Source organism: Methylobacterium sp. WSM2598 (genome assembly GCF_000379105.1).
Classification (GTDB): Bacteria; Pseudomonadota; Alphaproteobacteria; order Rhizobiales; family Beijerinckiaceae; genus Methylobacterium.
Window position 1 is genome coordinate 970,558 of sequence record NZ_KB900609.1, and the last position, 16,883, is coordinate 987,440.

The window sequence follows — 16,883 nt, forward strand, 5'->3', positions numbered from 1 at the left end:
ACGCTTCCGCGGATTGGAGGGCGCTGCGCTCAGTACACGTCGGCCTGGTAGCGGCCGGCCTTCTTGAGGGCGGCGAGGTAGGCCACCGCGTCGTCGGGGCTGCGGCCGCCCTCCTTGGCGGCGATGTCGATGAGCGCACGCTCGACGTCCTTGGCCATGCGCTTGGCATCGCCGCAGACGTAGAAGTGGGCGCCCTCCTCCAGCCAGCGCCAGACCTCGCGGCCGTTCTCGCGCATGCGGTCCTGGACGTAGGTCTTCTCGCCGCCGTCGCGCGACCAGGCGAGGGAGAGCCGCGTGAGGATGCCGGCCTCCTTCAGGCCGTTGAGCTCGTCCCGGTAGAAGAAGTCCGAGGCCTGCCGCTGGTGGCCGAAGAACAGCCAGTTGCGGCCCGGCGCCTTGACGGCAGCGCGCTCGCGCAGGAAGGCCCTGAAGGGTGCGATGCCGGTGCCGGGCCCGACCATGATGATCGGCGTCCCGGGATCGTCCGGCAGGCCGAACCCGTGCGCCTTCTGTAGGTAGACCCTCACCTTGGCGGCCTCGGCGAGGCGCTCGCCGAGGTGGGTCGAGGCGACGCCCAGGCGCAGCCGCGAGCGGTGGCTGTAGCGCACCGCGTCGACGGTGAGCGAGACGCGGCCGGGATCGGCCTTGGGGCTCGACGAGATCGAGTAGAGGCGCGGCTGCAACCCGTCGAGGGCTTCGAGGAAGACCTCGGCGTCCGGCCGCGCGCCCGGGAACTTGTGCAGGGCCGCGAGCACGTCGAGATGGGCGAGGTCGCCGTCCGGATCCTCCCCGGCGGCGAGGGCCTGCGCCTTGCGGCGCGCCGGGCCCGAGGTGAGGAGCGAGAGGAGCTGGAACAGCCCGTCCGGCGCCGCGCCGAGCGCGTAGTGGCCGAGCAGGTGGTCGCGCAGCGTCGCCTCGCCGAAGCGGGTGGCGACGACCCGCTCGGGCCGGGCGCCGAGTTCGGCGATGACCGTGTCGACCAGGGCCGGGGCGTTGGCCGGGAACAGCCCGAGGGAATCGCCGACCGCGTAATCGATGCCGGTGCCGGCGAGGTCGATCTCGATGTGCCAGGTCTCCTTCTCGCCGCCGGGCGCGTTGAGGCGCCGCCGGGAGAGGAAAACCGCCTCGGCCGGGTTCTCGCGGCAATAGCCGCAGGGGCCGGTCGCCGCCCCGGCAGCCGGGGCGGCCTCTGCGGCTATTGCCGCCGCGGCGGGCGCCGCCGGGGCGGCCTGCGCGCCGGGCGCCGCCGGGGCCGCGCCGGCAACCTCCACCTCCAGCTTCTTCAGCATCCGGAGGGTCTCCTTGCCCCCGGGCTGGCAGAGGTTCAGGCGCTCCTCCTTCCTGAGGAAGATGGCGTTGGCGTAGTCGGCGCAGGTGTAGCCGCACTGGCCGCAATCCTGCTGGGCCATGGCGGCCATCAGCTTCTGCGCCGCGGAGCGCTCCGTGGCCATGGCCATGCGGTCGCCGAGGGGGATCGACGGGTCGTGCCAGGGCGCGTCGCCGTTGTCGGCGAGCGCCGGGCCGGCGGCCGGGACCTCGCCGGGCGCGAGCGCGGTCGCGCCCTCCAGCGCCGGGCCGAGGAGCGCCGCGAAGTAGCCGGAGAGCCACGCCCGCTGGTCGGCGGTGAAGGGCGCGCTCTCGGGAATCAGGACGAGGGGGGGCGTGACGTGCTGGGTCATGGCGGTCACCGGGGAGAATGCGGGGCGGACGCGGTCGCGCGGGCGGGCCCCGCGCCGGCGGCTCCGAGGGCGGCGCTCATTCGGCCGCCTCCAGCATCCGGGCCTCGGCGAGGCCCCTCAGGGCCTCCGGCCCGCGCCGGGCGGTGAAGGCCTGGAAACTCTCCTGCGGGCCGGTGCGGTGGGCGAGGTAGTCGCGCAGCAGCGCCTCCACCCGGCCCGGGCACTCCTCGGCCCGCACCGCCTTCCAGATCTCGGTCCCGATCCTGGCCGCCTCGCCGAAGCCGCCGCCGACCACGATGTCGTAGCCCTCGACGGTGTCGCCCTCCTCGCTCACCACCACCTTGGCGCCGATCAGGCCGATATCGCCGATGTAGTGCTGGGCGCAGGAATGGTGGCAGCCGGTCAGGTGCAGGTTCACCGGCACGTCGAGGTCCCTCACCCGGGCCTCGACGTGGTCGGCGATCATCAGGGCGTGGCCCTTCGTGTCCGAGGCCGCGAACTTGCAGCCGCGATTGCCCGTGCAGGCGACGAGGCCGGCCCGGATGCTCGACGCCTTGGTGGTCAGGCCGAGCGCCGCGACCCGGGCCTCGACCTCCGCCACGCGGGCGTCCGGCACGCCCGAGATCAGGAAATTCTGCCAGACGGTGAGGCGGATCAGGCCGTCGCCGCATTCCCGGGCGATCTGCGCGAGGGCGCGCATCTGGTCGGTCGTCATCTTGCCGACCGGCAGCACGACGCCGATCCAGTTCAGGCCCGCCTGCTTCTGGGGATGCACGCCGACATGGGCGAAGCGGTCGCAGCCGCCCCGGGGCCTGATATGGGCCGGATCGACCCGGTCGAGCCTGCGCCCGAGCTTGTCCTCGACGGCGGCGAGGTAGGCGTCGAAGCCCCAGGCGTCGAGGACGTATTTCAGCCGGGCCTTGTTGCGGTTGGTGCGGTCGCCGTTCTCGATGAAGACGCGCAGGATCGCGTCCGCGACCCGGTTGCACGCGCTCGGGCGCAGCACCACGCCGGTGTCGCGGGCGATGTCGCGGTGGCCGGTGATGCCGCCGAGCACGAGGCGCATCCAGAGGCCCGGCGCGACCGCGGCGCCCTCCGCCACCTCGACCGCCTGGAAGCCGATGTCGTTCGTCTCCTCCAGCACCGGCAGCACGCCGCCGCCGTCGAACGCCACGTTGAACTTGCGCGGCAGGCCGTACAGGGAGCGGTCGTTCAGGATCCAGTTGTGCCAGGACCTGGCGAGGGGGCGGGTGTCGAGGAGTTCCTGGGCGTCGATGCCGGCGGTCGGCGAGCCGGTGACGTTGCGGATGTTGTCGGCGCCGGCCCCCCGGGCGGTCAGGCCGAGATCCACGAGCCCGTCGAGGAAGGGCTGGCCGTGCTCGGTGGCGATCTCGCGCACCTGCAGGTTCGCCCGCGTGGTGACGTGGGCGTAGCCGCCGCCATGGGCATCCGCGAGGTCGGCGATGCCGGCGAACTGCCAGTGCTGCAGGATCCCGTTCGGGATGCGCAGGCGGCACATGTAGGAGTTCTGGGCCGGCGCGACCCAGAACAGGCCGTGGTAGCGCCAGCGGAAATTGTCCTCGGGCTTGGGCGCCTTGCCGGTTTCGGCCTCGGCGATCAGGCGGTTGTGCCCGTCGAAGGGGTTCTCGGCGCGCTTCCACTTCTCCTGGTCGGCGAGCTTGCCGCCGGCCTTCACGACCCGGTCCTGGGCCTTGATGTGGATGGCGTCGGGCCCGGTCGGCTCGGCGGCCGGCGGGGCCGCCGCGCCGCCGAGGCCGATCCCGCCGGTCAGGCGGACGGCCTGGATCCCGTTCGCGAATCCTTCGAGGTAACGCTTCTGCTCGGCGTCGAAGTCGTCGGCCATTGCGCGCTCCTTCACGCTGCGAGGGGTTGGGGAGCCGGGCGACCGAAGATCAGGTCGTCCCGGTCGGCGCGGGCGAGGCGCTCGCCCGAGCGGATCAGGGCCTTGCACCAGCCCTGCTCGGCGACGTCGCCGACGAAGACCGCGCCGAGGAGGCGGTTCTCGGCGATGACGAGCTTGCGGTAGAGCCCCGCCGCCGGATCGCTCCAGGTCACGGCCTCGGCGCCCTCCGGCACGTCCACGAGCCCGGCCGAGAAGACCGGCAGGCCGGAGACCTTCAGGCTGGTGGAGAGGGCGGTGCCCGCGTAGGCGGCCGCCTCGCCGCAGAGGTGGCGGGCCAGCACCTCGGCCTGCTCGTAGGCCGGCTCGACGAGGCCGTAGGTCATGCCCCGGTGCTCGGCGCACTCGCCGAGGGCGAAGACGGACGGGTCGGAGGTGGTCATCCGGTCGTCGACCCGGATGCCGCGCCCGACCGCGAGGCCCGAGGCGGCGGCGAGCGACGTGGAGGGCCGCACCCCGACCGACAGGACGACGAGGTCGGCCGGGATCGTCGCGCCGTCGGCGAGGCGCAGGGCCTCGACGCGCCCCTCGCCCTCGACCGCGGCGGTATCGGCCTCGAGCCGCACCCGCACCCCGCGCGCCTCGATGGCCCGTCTCACGAGGTCGGCGGCGGCGTGGTCGAGCTGGCGCTCCATCAGGCGGTCCATCACGTGGAGGAGCGTCGTCTCGGCGCCGAGCCGGGCGAGGCCGACCGCCGCTTCGAGCCCGAGCAGGCCGCCGCCGATCACCACCGCGCGGGCGCCGGGCGCGGCGGCGCGCCGGATCGCCGCCACGTCCGCGAGGTCGCGGAAGGTGACGATGCCGGGGAGGTCCATCCCGGGCCTCGGCAGGCGGATCGGCACCGAGCCGACCGCGAGGACGAGCCGGTCGTAGGGGAGGACGAGCCCCTCCCCGACCCGGACGGTGCGGGACTCCCGGTCGATGGCGGTGGCGGGCGCGCCGGTGACCAGGGTGATGCCGTGATCGGCGTACCAGTCGAGGCCGCGGAAGGTGCAGGCGGCCTCGTCGACCTCGCCGCCGAGCAGCGAGGAGAGCAGCACGCGGTTGTAGGCCGCCACCGGCTCGGCGCCGACGACCGTCACCGCGTAGCGGCCGCCCTGGCGCTCGGTCAGCCGCTCCAGGAAGCGGAGCGAGGCCATGCCGTTGCCGACCACGACGAGGCGTTCCTGCATCGTCCCGGCCTCAGGCGGCGAGGGCCGGCTTGGCGTGCCGGGCGTAGAGGAATTCCAGCACCTCCGCGCGGGCATGCGTGTAGGTCGGGTCCTCGACGAGGTCGAGGCGCCGGCGCGGCCGGGCGAGCGGCACGGCCAGGACCTCGCCGATCGTGGCGGAGGGGCCGTTCGTCATCATCACGATGCGGTCGGAGAGGAGCACCGCCTCGTCCACGTCGTGGGTGATCATGATGACGGTGTTGCGCAGGCGCAGGTGGATCTCCATGAGCTGGTCCTGGAGATGGGCCCGGGTCAGGGCGTCGAGGGCGCCGAAGGGCTCGTCCATCAGCAGCACCTTCGGCTCCATGGCGAGCGCCCGGGCGATGCCGACGCGCTGCTTCATGCCGCCGGAGATCTCGTGCGGGCGCTTCTCGGCCGCGTGCGTCATGTTCACGAGGGCGAGGTTGTGCGCGACCCAGTCGCGCCGCTCCGCCCGGCCCTTCCTGGCGCGCAGCACCTTGTCGACCGCGAGGGCCACGTTCTCCCGCACGGTGAGCCAGGGCAGGAGCGAGTGGTTCTGGAACACCACGGCCCGCTCGGGGCCGGGGCTGTTGACCTCGCGGTCGTCGAGCAGGACGCCGCCCGTCGAGGCGCGCAGCAGGCCCGCCACGATGTTGAGCACCGTCGACTTGCCGCAGCCCGAATGGCCGATCAGCGAGACGAACTCGCCCTTGGCGATCGAGAGGTTGACGTCGCGCAGCACTTCCGTGGTGCGCCCGGCCCGCGTGAAGCTGATGCCGACATTCGAGAGGACGAGGTGGCTCATGGCGCGGGGCTCCTCAGGCGCTGGCGGTGCCGCGGGTGACGAGCTGCCCGATCCCGGCGACCACGCGGTCGAGGACGAAGCCGATCACGCCGACATAGACGAGGGCGACGATGATCTCGCTGATATGCGAGGAGTTCCACGCGTCCCAGATGAAGAAGCCGATGCCGACGCCGCCGATCAGCATCTCGGCCGCCACGATCGCCAGCCACGACAGGCCGACCCCGATGCGAAGACCGGTGAAGATGTAGGGCGCCGCCGAGGGCAGCATGATCTTGCCGAAGAACTCGAAGGCGTTGAGCCGGAGCACCGACGCGACGTTGCGGTAATCCTGCGGGATGTTGCGGATTCCGACCGCCGTGTTGATGATGATCGGCCAGATCGAGGTGATGAAGATCACGAAGATGGCCGAGGGCTGGCCATCCCGGAAGGCGGCGAGCGAGAGCGGCAGCCAGGCGAGGGGCGGGATGGTGCGCAGCACCTGGAAGATCGGGTCGAGGCCGCGCATGGCCCATTCGGACTGGCCGACCAGCGTGCCGAGCAGCACGCCCGCCACGGAGGCGAGCGCGAAGCCGAGCGCCACGCGCTGCAGGCTCGCCACGATGTGCCAGAACAGCCCCTTGTCGGTGCCGCCATTGTCGAAGAACGGGTCGGAGATGATCGGCCAGGCCTCGCTCATCACCCGCGACGGGGCGGGCAGGCCGGCGCCGGGCCGGTCGCAGAGCACCTGCCAGACGAGCAGGAACAGGCCGAGCACCACGAGGGGCGGCACGATGCGGGCCGCGAGGGCCCTCAGGCCCGCCGCCGTTACGAGGGGGCCGCGCGACGCCTCCCCCTTCCGCCGCGCGGCGGCGAGGCCGCCGATGGAGGTTCCGAGGGCCATCACGCCACCTTCTTGATGCTGAGGCTGGACAGGTAGGCGGCCGGATCGGCCGGATCGAAGACCTTGCCGTCGAAGAAGGTCTCCCTGCCCCGCGAGGTCGAGGCCGGGATCGCGCTCACGCCGAGCGCCTTGGCCGCCTCGCGCCACAGGTCCTCGCGGTTGACCTTGGCGATCAGGGCCCTGGTGTCGGTCTGGGGCTCGAACTTGCCCCAGCGGATGTCCTCGGTGAGGAACCAGAGGTCGTGGGACTGGAACGGATAGGAGGCGTGGTCGCGGAAGAACTTCATCACGAAGGGGCTGTCCTGCACGACCCGGCCGTCGCCGTAATCGATGGTGCCCTTCATGCGCCCGGCGACGTCGCCGACCGGGATGTTGATCCACTGGCGCTTGGCCACGATGGCGGCGAACTCGTCCCGGTTCTCGGGCCGGTCGCACCATTGCTGCGCCTCGATCACCGCCATCAGCAGGGCGCGGGTGGCGTTCGGGTATTTCTGGACCCAGTCCGCCCGCATGGCGAAGGCCTTCTCGGGATGGTCCTTCCAGAGCTCGCCGGTGGTGAGCGCCGTGTAGCCGAGCCCCTGCTGGACGAGCTGGGCGTTCCACGGCTCGCCGACGCAGAAGCAATCCATCGTGCCGACCTTCATGTTCGCCACCATCTGGGGCGGCGGCACCACGATGGTCTCGATGTCGCGGTCCGGATCGATCCCGCCGGCCGCCAGCCAGTAGCGGATCCAGAGGTCGTGGGTGCCGCCCGGGAAGGTCATGGCGGCCTTCACGGACTTGCCGGCGGCCTTCTTCTTGTCGGTCGCGACCCGGAAGACCTTGGAATCGAGCGCCACCTTGGCGTCGAGGTACTCCTTGGCCACCGAGATGCACTGCCCGTTGAGGTTGAGCCGGGCGAGGATGTGCATCGGCACCGGGACGTTGTTCTGGGTCACCCGGCCGGCGCTGATCAGGTAGGGCATCGGCGTCAGGATGTGGGCGCCGTCGATGCCGTTGCCCTCGGAGCCGAGGACGAGGTTGTCGCGGGTGGTGCCCCAGGAGGCCTGCTTGAGCACCTCCACCTCGGGCATGCCGTGCTTGGCGAAGAAGCCCTTCTCCTTGGCGACGAAGAGCGGGCCCGCGTCGGTCAGCGCGATGAAGCCGAGCTTGGCGCCCTTCACCTCGGGCCCCGTCCCCTGCGCGAAGGCCCCGCCCGGCAGCGCGGCCCTGGCGGCGGCGGTGAGCGAGAGGGCGGCGGCCGCCCCCTTCAGAAGGCCGCGACGCGTCGTGTGGTCACCCCTGCCGATCGACACCGTGTCCCGCTCCTGTCGTCCTTGCGGGCGGCGCCCGCGTTGCCGAAACGAAAAAACCGCTGCCCAAGCTCGTCCGGGCCCCGGCAGGCGGGGCTCCAGCGGAGAGTCGGGTCAGCGGCCTTGCTGACGGTGAGATCCCGTCGGCGCTGACGGGCTCGATCCTTTTCAAAGCAGATCCCGTGCCAACTCTCGTCGAACCGCCCAAGTCATTGATCTGGATCGATTCCAGCCGATCCGGCGCGGGCCCGGCCGCCGGGCGCCGCCCCGTGCTGCGCTGCACAAATCGGCAGCGCCCTGTCTGCCAAACAGGCAGGCCGGCGGCCTGCCTGCGCGCTGAGCAGAACGGCGTCGGGCAAGATGGCGTTGGGCGAGAAGGCGTGGGGCGAGAAGGCATGGGGCAAGAAGGCGTGGGGCAAGAAGGCGTGCGGCAAGAAGGCGTGCGGCAAGAAGGCGTGCGGCAAGTCTGCCGCGCCTCTCGCTCTCGCGTCCTTGACCGCCCCCGGACCGGCGACCGCCTCGGCGAATGATGCTCAGGCGGCCAGCAGGTCGGGCCTGGGCAGGGCCGCCGCCTGGGCGCGGGCGGCGGGCGGCGCGGCGAACTGGCCGCAGGCCTCCATCTCGGCGAGGATCCAGTCGATCGCCCCCATGTCGAAGGCCAGGACCTCCTCCCCGAGGGTCAGGTAGTCGGGCGCGGCGCGCGGGGCGGCGCCCCGGGGCGCGAGCTGCAGCGACCCGGCGAGCCCGCGCAGGATCAGGTCGGGGTCGAGGCCGAGGTGGCGCGGCGCCGCGAGCATGCGGGCGAGGTCGGGCCGGTTGCCCGGCTCCCCGCACCAGCGCGCCGCCGCCCGCAGGGCGCGCAGCAGCGGCGGCACCCGCTCCTCCAGCTCGGCCGGCAGCGCCAGCACCTTCTCGGGGCAATCCGGCGCGAGATCGACGCCGAGGGCGGCGATGCGCCCGACCCCGGCCTCCACCGCGACGCTGTTCCAGGGCGCGCCGACGCAGAAGCCGTCGATCAGGCCCCGGCGCAGGGACTCGACGGTCCGCGGCGGCGGCACGGCGACGAGCCGGACCTGGTCGAGGCGGCAGCCGCCGAGGGCGAGCAGCCGGCGCAGCTGGTAGGTGTGGCTGGAGAAGGGATGCACGGTCCCCAAGGTGAGCGGCCGCCCCGCCGCGGCCCGCGCTCCGGCCAGGGCGGCGAGGGCGCGGGCCACCTCGGGCAGGGCCTCGCCGTCCGGGCGCATCGCCTCCCAGAGGGGAAGCGACAGGGTGACGGCGTTGCCGTTGCGGCCGAGCGCCGCCGGGGCGATCAGGCTCGCGGGCGGGCCGCTGAGGCCGAGATGGCTCGCGAGGGCGAGGGGCGCCAGGATGTGGGCGCCGTCGAGGAGGCCGAGGGCGAGCTTGTCGCGCAGGGTCGCCCAGGAGGGCTCGGCCACGAGCTCGACGCGCAGGCCTTCCCGGGCGGCGAAGCCGCCTTCCGCCATCGCGATGACGGTGGCGGCGTCCGTGAGCGGGACGTATCCGAGCTGGAACCTCATCCGAGCAGGTCCGCGGCGGTGACGATGGCGCGGGCGATGTCCACGATCTTGCGCTTCTCGTTCATGGCCTTGCGGCGCAGCTGCTTGTAGGCCTCGTCCTCCGACAGGCCCTTGGCGCTCATCAGGATGCCCTTGGCGCGGTCGATGAGCTTGCGGTCGGCGAGTTCGTTGCGGGCCTCGGCCAGTTCGCGCTGGAGCCGCGCGAAGGCGTTGAAGCGCAGGATCGCCACCTCGATGATCGGCTTGATCCGGTCCGCCTTGAGCCCGTCCACGATGTAGGCCGAGATGCCCGCATCCACCGCGGCCTGCATCATGGCGGTGTCGCTGCGGTCGACGAACATCGCGACCGGCTTCTCGACCAGGCGGGAGACGCCGAAGAGCTGCTCCAGGAGGTCGCGGCTCGGGCTCTCGAGGTGGATGACGACCACGTCGGGCGCCAGGGCCGAGAGCCTGTCGAGGAGGTCGACCGTGTCGGGAATCACGACGACGCGGGCGCCGTCGAGGTTGCGCAGGCCCTCCTCCAGCACGGCCGCGCGCGCCCGGCTCGGGTCGACGACCGCGATGGTCAGGCTCTGGTCGGGGGAGGTCAGCGGGGCAGTGGTCACAGGGTCGGGCATGCCGGGCGCAAGAGGCAAATGTCGGGCCGGGGCGGTCGGGATCGGACGGAAGTCGGATCGTGCTTCGGCGGCTCGGCCGCGCCGGACCCGTCCCCGCGGGCCGCGCTCGCACCGCGCGGCGGGGGCGGAAACCCCGCATCGGCCGGGGGAGCGGCCCGGGGCTCGCAAGACCTCGCCGGCGCGACCCTGCGGAAACCTCGCCGCAATGAAAAGGCCGCGGTTCGGCCGCAAAACCGCGGCTCACTGCGCGGGTGAGCGAACGGAGGATCGGCCCCATGAGCGAGTTCGACGGCCGGCGCGAGGCTGCGCCGGGATCGGTGGACGGAGGGCGGACGCTCGGCTACCTCCCCCTCCTCCCGACCCTGTGCGTGGCCGCCTGCCTCGCCGCGGGGTCGCTCTACTGGCGCGACGCGCCGCCCAGACCGCCCGCCGGCCAGGCCGCCGCCGCGGCGCCGCGCCCCGTCCCGGACCCGTTCCGCACCGCCGAGGCGGGCGGCGAGGCGCTGACGCGCCACCCGCTCCCCCTCGAATTCGCGCGGCAATTCCCCCTCGCGGTGTCGAGCGCCCTCGCCGCCGAGGCACGGGCGCCCGCCGAACCGGCCGCGGCCGGCCCTCTCTGCGAGGCGCTGCCGGCGGCCGCCCCGGAGAAGCCCCTGCCGCTGAGCGCGCGCCCCGCCCCGAGGCGGCCGGCGAGCCCCCGCCACGCTTTGCAGGCCGCGCAGGCCCGGCCGTCCCGCCCGGCCGCTCTCCAGGCCGCGGAGGCCGGGCCGGAGGAGACGCCGCCCACCGAGCGCGCCTCCTTCGCGGGGCTCGCCCTGCCGCGCGTCGTCGAGACCGGCCGCGTGATGGTGCGCCACGTCTCGGCCCTCGGCGCCGGCGTCGTGCAGGCGGGCAGCGCCATGCTGGACCTGATCGACCGGCATCCCTGACCCGGCGCCGCGGCTGGACCGGCGAACCCGTTCCGCTATCTCCCGGGACGGGAGAGTGCCGCAGGGTCGAGCATGGCATCGCGGATCGAGGATTACGCCCTGGTGGGCGACGGGCGCAGCGCGGCCCTGATCGGCCGCGACGGCAGCATCGACTGGCTGTGCTGGCCTCGCTTCGACGCGCCCGCCTGCTTCGCCGCCCTCCTCGGCACGGCCGAGCACGGCCATTGGCGCATCGCCCCGGCCGGCCCGGCGACCCGCGTCACCCGCTGCTACAGGCCCGGCACCCTGGTGCTGGAGACCACGCACGAGACCGAGGCCGGCACGATCCGCGTCACCGACTACATGCCGAGCGACGACGGGCTCCACCTCGTGCGCCTCGTCGAGGGGGTGAGCGGGTCGGTCCCGGTCCGCATGGAATTCGTGGTGCGCTTCGATTACGGCTCGGCGGTGCCCTGGGTCTCGCGCAACGAGCACGACGACCTGCGGGCGATCGTCGGCCCGCACAAGGTCGTGCTGCGCACGAAGGCGCCCCTGCGGGGCGTCGGGCGCAGCACCGTCTCGGACTTCACCCTCGCGCAGGGGGAGTGCCTGTCCTTCGTGCTGAGCTACGCCCCCTCCGCCGAGGACGACCCCGCCCCGATCGAGCCGCGCAAGGTTCTGCGCCGCACCACCGACGCCTGGCGCTCCTGGTCGAGCCGCTGCCAGGGCGGCACGCCCTGGGACGACATCCTGCTGCGCTCGCTCCTCACCCTCAAGGCGCTGATCTACGCGCCCACGGGCGGGATCGTGGCGGCGCCGACCACCTCCCTGCCGGAGGCGATCGGCGGGGTGCGCAACTGGGATTACCGGTACTGCTGGCTGCGGGATTCGACCTTCACGCTCCTCGCCCTGGTGGATGCGGGCTACCTCGACGAGGCGCGGGCGTGGCGCGACTGGCTCCTGCGCGCGGTCGCGGGCAGCCCGGAACAGGCCCGCATCCTCTACGGCATCGCCGGGGAGCGGCTCTTGCCCGAGATCGAGATCGACTGGCTGCCGGGCTACGAGGGCTCGCGGCCGGTGCGCATCGGCAACGCCGCCTCGCAGCAATTCCAGCTCGACGTCTACGGCGAGATCTTCGACGCGCTCTACCAGGCCGAGGAGCGCGGCATGGAGGGGGACGAGAACGGCGTGCGGGTCGGCCTCGCCCTCCTGGCCCACCTGGAGAAGGTCTGGACCGAGCCGGACGAGGGCATCTGGGAGGTTCGGGGCGGGCGGCGCCACTTCGTGCACTCGAAGGTGATGGCCTGGGTGGCCTTCGACCGGGCGGTGCGGTTCTACGAGCGGCTGAACGGGGACGGCGCCGGGGATGCCACCGTGGCGCGCTGGCGCGACGTGCGTGCGCGCATCCACGCGCAGGTCTGCGAGAAGGGCTTCGACCCGGAGCTCAACAGCTTCGTGCAATCCTACGGCTCCAAGCGCCTCGACGCGAGCCTGCTCCTGATCGCCCATGTGGGCTTCCTGCCCCACCACGACCCGCGGGTGGTCGGCACCGTCGAGGCGATCGGCCGCGACCTGATGCGCGACGGCTTCATCCTGCGCTACGACACCGAGAACCAGACCACGGACGGCCTCCCGGCCGGCGAGGGTGCCTTCCTGCCCTGCAGCTTCTGGTACGCGGACAACCTGATCCGCCTCGGGCGCTGCGCGGAGGCCCGGGCGATGATCGAGCGGCTCCTCGCCGCCTGCAACGACGTGGGGCTGCTCGCCGAGGAGTACGACCCGGTCGCCAAGCGCCAAGTCGGCAACTTCCCGCAGGCCTTCAGCCACGTCGCCCTGGTCAACACACTTCTGAACTTCAGTCGCGCGGTCGGACCCGCTATGGAGCGCAGCGACGACGAGGGGCGCGGCGCTGCCGGCGCGACCGCCCGCAGCTGAACCCGACGAGGTCCGAGATGAGTGCAGCCGAGACCGCCGCGAAGGCCGGTATCAGCGCGATCGACCAGCGCAGCATCGACACGATCCGCACGCTGACGATGGATGCCGTGCAGAAGGCGAATTCCGGCCATGCCGGCGCCCCGATGGCGCTCGCGCCCGTCGCCTTCACGCTCTGGAACCGCTACCTGCGCTACGATCCGGCGCACCCGACCTGGCCGAACCGCGACCGCTTCGTGCTCTCGGTCGGCCACGCCTCGATGCTGCTCTACAGCCTGCTCCACCTCGCGGGCGTCGCGCAGAAGGATGGTGCCGACGAGCCCGCCGTGAGCCTCGACGACATCAAGCGCTTCCGCCAGCTCGACAGCCGCACGCCCGGCCACCCGGAGTACCACTTCACCACCGGCGTCGAGGTCACCACCGGGCCGCTCGGCCAGGGGGTGGCGAACTCGGTCGGCATGGCGATGGGGGCCCGCTTCCTCAACGAGCGCTTCCCGTTCGGCGAGCGGGCGGTGTTCGACTTCAACGTCTACGCCCTTTGCAGCGACGGCGACCTGATGGAGGGCGTCGCGTCCGAGGCCGCCTCGATCGCCGGCCACCTGCGCCTCGCCAACCTGTGCTGGATCTACGATTCCAACACGGTCACGATCGAGGGCCACACCGACCTCGCCTTCAGCGAGGAGGTGGCGACCCGCTTCCTGGCCTATGGCTGGCAGGTGCTGCGCGTCGCCGACGCGAACGACGTGCCCGCGCTCGCCGGCGCGATCGAGACCTTCCTGCAATCGCAGGACCGGCCGACCCTGATCATCGTCAACTCGGTCATCGGCTACGGCGCGCCGACCAAGCAGGGCACCTCCAAGGCGCATTCGGACGCGCTCGGGGTGGAGGAGATCCGGGGCGCCAAGCGCTTCCTCGGCTGGCCGGAGGATGCCGAGTTCCTGGTGCCGGACGGCGTCTACGAGAATTTCCGCCAGGGGATCGGCGCCCGCGGCGCGGCGCTCTTTTCCGAGTGGCAGGAGCTGATGGAGGAGGTGCGCGCCTCCGACGCGGACCTCGCCGGCGCGGTCTCCTCCTTCCTGTCGGGCGAGCTGCCGGCGGGCTGGGACGCGGCGATCCCGCACTTCCCGGCCGACGCCAAGGGCCTCGCCACCCGCGAATCCTCCGGCAAGGTGCTGAACGCCATCGCCGCCAAGGTGCCGTGGCTGCTCGGGGGCTCGGCCGACCTCGCCCCCTCGAACAAGACCAGGATCGAGGGCGAGGAGGCGCTCGGGCCGTTCACGCCCGGCGGGCGCAACATCCATTTCGGGGTGCGCGAGCACGCCATGGGGTCGATCGTGAACGGGCTCGGCCTCGTGGGCCTGCGCGCCTACGGGGCGACCTTCCTGGTCTTCTCCGACTACATGCGGCCGCCGATCCGCCTCGCGGCGCTGATGGAGCTGCCGGTCTTCCACGTCTTCACGCACGATTCGATCGGCGTCGGCGAGGACGGCCCGACCCACCAGCCGGTGGAGCACCTCCTGTCCCTGCGGTCGATCCCCGGCCTGATCACGCTGCGGCCCGCGGACGCCAACGAGGTGGCGGAGGCCTACCGGGTGATCATGGGCCTCAGGCACCAGCCGGCCGTGCTGGCGCTGAGCCGCCAGCCGCTGCCGACCTTCGACCGCGCCACCTGCGCGCCCGCCTCGGGGCTCGCCAGGGGCGCCTACGTGCTGGCCGGCGGCGAGGGCACGCCCGAGCTGATCCTGATCGGCACGGGCAGCGAGGTGCAGCTCTGCCTGGGCGCCTACGAGACCCTGCGGGGCGAGGGCGTGCGGGCGCGGGTGGTGTCGATGCCGTCCTGGGAGCTGTTCGAGCAGCAGGACGCCGCCTATCGGGAGAGCGTGCTGCCGCCCGCCGTGACGGCGCGCGTGGTGGTGGAGCAGGGCTCGGTGATCGGCTGGGACCGCTATGCGGGCAGCGCCGGCACGATCCTCGGCATGCACACCTTCGGCTCCTCGGCGCCGATCAAGGACCTGCAGACCAAGTTCGGCTTCACCTCCGCCAAGGTGCTGGAGGCGGCCCGGGCGCAGCTCGCGCGCGCGAAGGGGCTCGCGCGCGCGAAGGGGTGAGCGCCGGCGCCGCGTCGGCTCAGGCGCCCTCGACGCCCCAGACTCGGCACCTGTTGCAGGACTTTGCGACTGGTCACGGTGTTCCGCCCGCGCGCCACCGCGCAGGATCTGGCCTGCTCGAAGGCCCGGCTCGCGCCGGGCCCCTCCAGCACCAGGACGCCGCCTCCTCCATCATCCACCGGCGAGCAGAACTCACACCGGCTCGACCCCGCACCATTCCGCCACGAACAGGGCCATGGCGGTGGTGATGCGCTTGAGCGAGGCGAGGCTCACCCGCTCGTCGAAGCCGTGGATGTTCTCGCTGATCGGGCCGTAGCAGAGCGCCGGCACGCGGTCGTAGAGGGCGTGCACGCGGGTGTCGAGGTAGCCCGCCGTCATGAAGCTGCGCAGGGCGCGCCCCGTCGCCGCCTCGTGGGCCCGGGCGAGCACGGCCTCCGCCTCCGAGCCCTCGGCGAGCTCGTAGCCCTCCGCGAAGAAGCCGTTGAAGGTCACGCGCGGGGGCGCGTTCGACAGGAACGGGTCGGCCAGGGCGAAGGCGTGCACCGCCGCCTCGATCTCGCGGGCCGCCTCCTCGGCGCCCACGCCCGGATAGATCGCGATGCGGCAGTCGATCCGGCACCAGGCCGGCACCGAGGAGGCCCAGTCGCCGCCCTCGATCCGGCCGACATTGAGGTTGATCGGGTGCGCCTCCCCCTCGAAGTGGCGGCGGCCGGCCTTGCGGGCGTTCCAGCTCTCCTCCAGCCGCCGCAGCGCCCCGATCACCCGGTAGGCGGCGTCGATCGCGTTGGCGCCCGTCCCCATCTCGCGCACGTGGACCGGGCGGCCGCGCACCTCGACCTGGAACCAGAGCACGCCCGTATTGGCGCGCACCAGCATCTCCTCCTCGGGCTCGGGGATCAGCACCGCCTCGGCGCGGTAGCCGCGCAGGTGGGTCATCAGGGCCCCGTTGCCGGTCGATTCCTCCTCCACGACCGATTGCAGCGTCACGGTGGCGGCGGGCTGCAGGCCGATCCGGGTGAGCGCGTCGAGCACGAACAGGTTGGCGGCGTGGCCCGCCTTCATGTCGGCGCCGCCGCGGCCGTAGAGCCAATCCCCCTCGATCACCGGCTCGAAGGGCGGGTGGGTCCACAGGTCGATCGGGCCGGGCGGCACCACGTCCACGTGGGCCTGCAGGATCAGGGAGCGCCCGGTCTCCGCCCGCGGCCGGTGGATGCCGACGACGATCGGCGCCTCCGAGTGGTCGGGCGCGAATTTCGAGCCGCCCGGATGGTCCTCGATCGCCGCCCGGTCCATGGCGAAGCGGTCCATGGCGAGGCCGCGCGCCCGGAAGGCGCGGAACACGAAATCCTGGATCGCCTGCTCCTGGCCGCGGGTCGAGGGGAAGCGCACCAGCGCCTGGGTGTGGGCGATCTGGTCGGGGAAACCCGCCTCGACCGAGGCGATGATCCGGTCGCGCAGGGCGGGGTCGAGCGGCATGTCCTCTCCGGGGCAGGATGCGTCGCGCCCATACGGGCCGAGTTCGCGCCCGCTGGCAAGCCGCCCGGACCGGACTCGATCCCGCAAAATCCCATCGACGGTGCGTCGATCTCGGCGCCGCACCGCGACGAGACCGGACCAGACCCGCCAGGATTTGGTCGACCCGAAGTCCAGCCCGAGGCAAGGACGACGGGTCATGCGACATCCGGTTGATGGCTTCGCCATCTCCGATGTCGGCCATGCGGATGTCGTCTTCGCTCAGGCGCCGCGCGGGCTTGTCATACGTCATCCGGTTGATGGCTTCGCCATCTCCGATGTCGGCCATGCGGATGTCGGCCTCGCTCAGGCGCCGCGCTCAGGCGCCGCGCAGGCGCGTGATCCGGGATCCGCTGCGATCACGCGGATCCCGGATCAGGGCTCCGGCGGGCGCTCCCGGCGGGCGCGGGCGACCTCCTCGCCGCGGGCGCGGTCCCGCCGCAGCAGCCGGAGCTGCCACAGGCCGAGGCCGAGCACGATCCCGAACGGCAGCGCGATGTCGAGGAGGGCGACCAGCAT

The 16,883-nt window shown here is 72.7% G+C and carries 13 protein-coding genes; 3 read left to right on the forward strand and 10 right to left on the reverse strand.

Going from position 1 to position 16,883, the window contains the following annotated elements:
- Nucleotides 1-29: 29 nt before the first annotated feature.
- The 8 genes from MET2598_RS0104740 to MET2598_RS0104775 form a co-directional block, all read right to left on the reverse strand.
- The gene (locus MET2598_RS0104740; RefSeq protein ID WP_018260045.1) at nt 30-1,679 is read right to left on the reverse strand and encodes a sulfite reductase subunit alpha; all 1,650 of its coding nucleotides are present in this window, start codon (nt 1,677-1,679) and stop codon (nt 30-32) included.
- Nucleotides 1,680-1,755: 76 nt separating this feature from the next.
- Nucleotides 1,756-3,543, reverse strand: coding sequence for a NirA family protein (locus tag MET2598_RS0104745; RefSeq protein ID WP_018260046.1), 1,788 nt, complete (start codon nt 3,541-3,543; stop codon nt 1,756-1,758).
- 11 nt (nt 3,544-3,554) lie between these two features.
- Nucleotides 3,555-4,772: an NAD(P)/FAD-dependent oxidoreductase gene (locus MET2598_RS35955; protein WP_018260047.1), complete on the reverse strand. Its 1,218-nt coding sequence runs from the start codon at nt 4,770-4,772 to the stop codon at nt 3,555-3,557.
- Nucleotides 4,773-4,782: 10 nt separating this feature from the next.
- Nucleotides 4,783-5,577 (reverse strand): ABC transporter ATP-binding protein, encoded by a 795-nt coding sequence (locus tag MET2598_RS0104755; protein WP_012333524.1) that lies wholly within the window; start codon nt 5,575-5,577, stop codon nt 4,783-4,785.
- A 13-nt stretch (nt 5,578-5,590) separates the two neighbouring features.
- Nucleotides 5,591-6,457: a nitrate ABC transporter permease gene (gene ntrB, locus MET2598_RS0104760; RefSeq protein ID WP_012333523.1), complete on the reverse strand. Its 867-nt coding sequence runs from the start codon at nt 6,455-6,457 to the stop codon at nt 5,591-5,593.
- The gene (locus MET2598_RS0104765) at nt 6,457-7,752 is read right to left on the reverse strand and encodes a CmpA/NrtA family ABC transporter substrate-binding protein (protein WP_018260048.1); all 1,296 of its coding nucleotides are present in this window, start codon (nt 7,750-7,752) and stop codon (nt 6,457-6,459) included. Before MET2598_RS0104765 ends, ntrB begins: the two co-directional genes overlap by 1 nt.
- 530 nt (nt 7,753-8,282) lie before the next feature.
- Complete coding sequence (locus tag MET2598_RS0104770) at nt 8,283-9,287, reverse strand: CmpA/NrtA family ABC transporter substrate-binding protein (protein WP_018260049.1); 1,005 nt, start codon at nt 9,285-9,287, stop codon at nt 8,283-8,285.
- Nucleotides 9,284-9,904 carry an ANTAR domain-containing response regulator gene (locus MET2598_RS0104775; RefSeq protein ID WP_051086502.1) on the reverse strand — a complete coding sequence of 207 codons (621 nt, stop codon included), beginning with the start codon at nt 9,902-9,904 and terminating at the stop codon, nt 9,284-9,286. Before MET2598_RS0104775 ends, MET2598_RS0104770 begins: the two co-directional genes overlap by 4 nt.
- A gap of 275 nt (nt 9,905-10,179) precedes the next feature.
- Between MET2598_RS0104775 and MET2598_RS0104780 the strand changes: the two genes are divergently transcribed.
- From MET2598_RS0104780 to tkt, 3 genes are all read left to right on the forward strand, one after another.
- Nucleotides 10,180-10,833: a hypothetical protein gene (locus MET2598_RS0104780; protein ID WP_012333519.1), complete on the forward strand. Its 654-nt coding sequence runs from the start codon at nt 10,180-10,182 to the stop codon at nt 10,831-10,833.
- A 72-nt stretch (nt 10,834-10,905) separates the two neighbouring features.
- The gene (locus MET2598_RS0104785; protein ID WP_018260051.1) at nt 10,906-12,747 is read left to right on the forward strand and encodes a glycoside hydrolase family 15 protein; all 1,842 of its coding nucleotides are present in this window, start codon (nt 10,906-10,908) and stop codon (nt 12,745-12,747) included.
- 17 nt (nt 12,748-12,764) lie between these two features.
- Nucleotides 12,765-14,852 carry a transketolase gene (gene tkt / locus MET2598_RS0104790; protein WP_012333517.1) on the forward strand — a complete coding sequence of 696 codons (2,088 nt, stop codon included), beginning with the start codon at nt 12,765-12,767 and terminating at the stop codon, nt 14,850-14,852.
- Between the two features lie 192 nt (nt 14,853-15,044).
- Here the strand turns inward: tkt and MET2598_RS0104795 are convergent, their stop codons facing one another.
- Nucleotides 15,045-16,328 carry an ArgE/DapE family deacylase gene (locus MET2598_RS0104795; protein WP_018260052.1) on the reverse strand — a complete coding sequence of 428 codons (1,284 nt, stop codon included), beginning with the start codon at nt 16,326-16,328 and terminating at the stop codon, nt 15,045-15,047.
- Between the two features lie 411 nt (nt 16,329-16,739).
- The gene (locus MET2598_RS42025; RefSeq protein WP_018260053.1) at nt 16,740-16,883 is read right to left on the reverse strand and encodes a hypothetical protein; all 144 of its coding nucleotides are present in this window, start codon (nt 16,881-16,883) and stop codon (nt 16,740-16,742) included.

Excerpts from the sequence above, each read along its gene's own strand:
- MET2598_RS0104755 (WP_012333524.1), bottom strand. The coding sequence starts at position 5,577 with ATGAGCCACCTCGTCCTCTCGAATGTCGGCATCAGCTTCACGCGGGCC.
- MET2598_RS35955 (WP_018260047.1), bottom strand. The coding sequence starts at position 4,772 with ATGCAGGAACGCCTCGTCGTGGTCGGCAACGGCATGGCCTCGCTCCGC.
- MET2598_RS0104780 (WP_012333519.1), top strand. The coding sequence starts at position 10,180 with ATGAGCGAGTTCGACGGCCGGCGCGAGGCTGCGCCGGGATCGGTGGAC.
- MET2598_RS0104795 (WP_018260052.1), bottom strand. The coding sequence starts at position 16,328 with ATGCCGCTCGACCCCGCCCTGCGCGACCGGATCATCGCCTCGGTCGAG.
- MET2598_RS0104775 (WP_051086502.1), bottom strand. The coding sequence starts at position 9,904 with ATGCCCGACCCTGTGACCACTGCCCCGCTGACCTCCCCCGACCAGAGC.
- MET2598_RS0104785 (WP_018260051.1), top strand. The coding sequence starts at position 10,906 with ATGGCATCGCGGATCGAGGATTACGCCCTGGTGGGCGACGGGCGCAGC.
- MET2598_RS0104740 (WP_018260045.1), bottom strand. The coding sequence starts at position 1,679 with ATGACCCAGCACGTCACGCCCCCCCTCGTCCTGATTCCCGAGAGCGCG.
- MET2598_RS0104770 (WP_018260049.1), bottom strand. The coding sequence starts at position 9,287 with ATGAGGTTCCAGCTCGGATACGTCCCGCTCACGGACGCCGCCACCGTC.
- MET2598_RS42025 (WP_018260053.1), bottom strand. The coding sequence starts at position 16,883 with ATGCTGGTCGCCCTCCTCGACATCGCGCTGCCGTTCGGGATCGTGCTC.
- MET2598_RS0104745 (WP_018260046.1), bottom strand. The coding sequence starts at position 3,543 with ATGGCCGACGACTTCGACGCCGAGCAGAAGCGTTACCTCGAAGGATTC.
- ntrB (WP_012333523.1), bottom strand. The coding sequence starts at position 6,457 with ATGGCCCTCGGAACCTCCATCGGCGGCCTCGCCGCCGCGCGGCGGAAG.
- tkt (WP_012333517.1), top strand. The coding sequence starts at position 12,765 with ATGAGTGCAGCCGAGACCGCCGCGAAGGCCGGTATCAGCGCGATCGAC.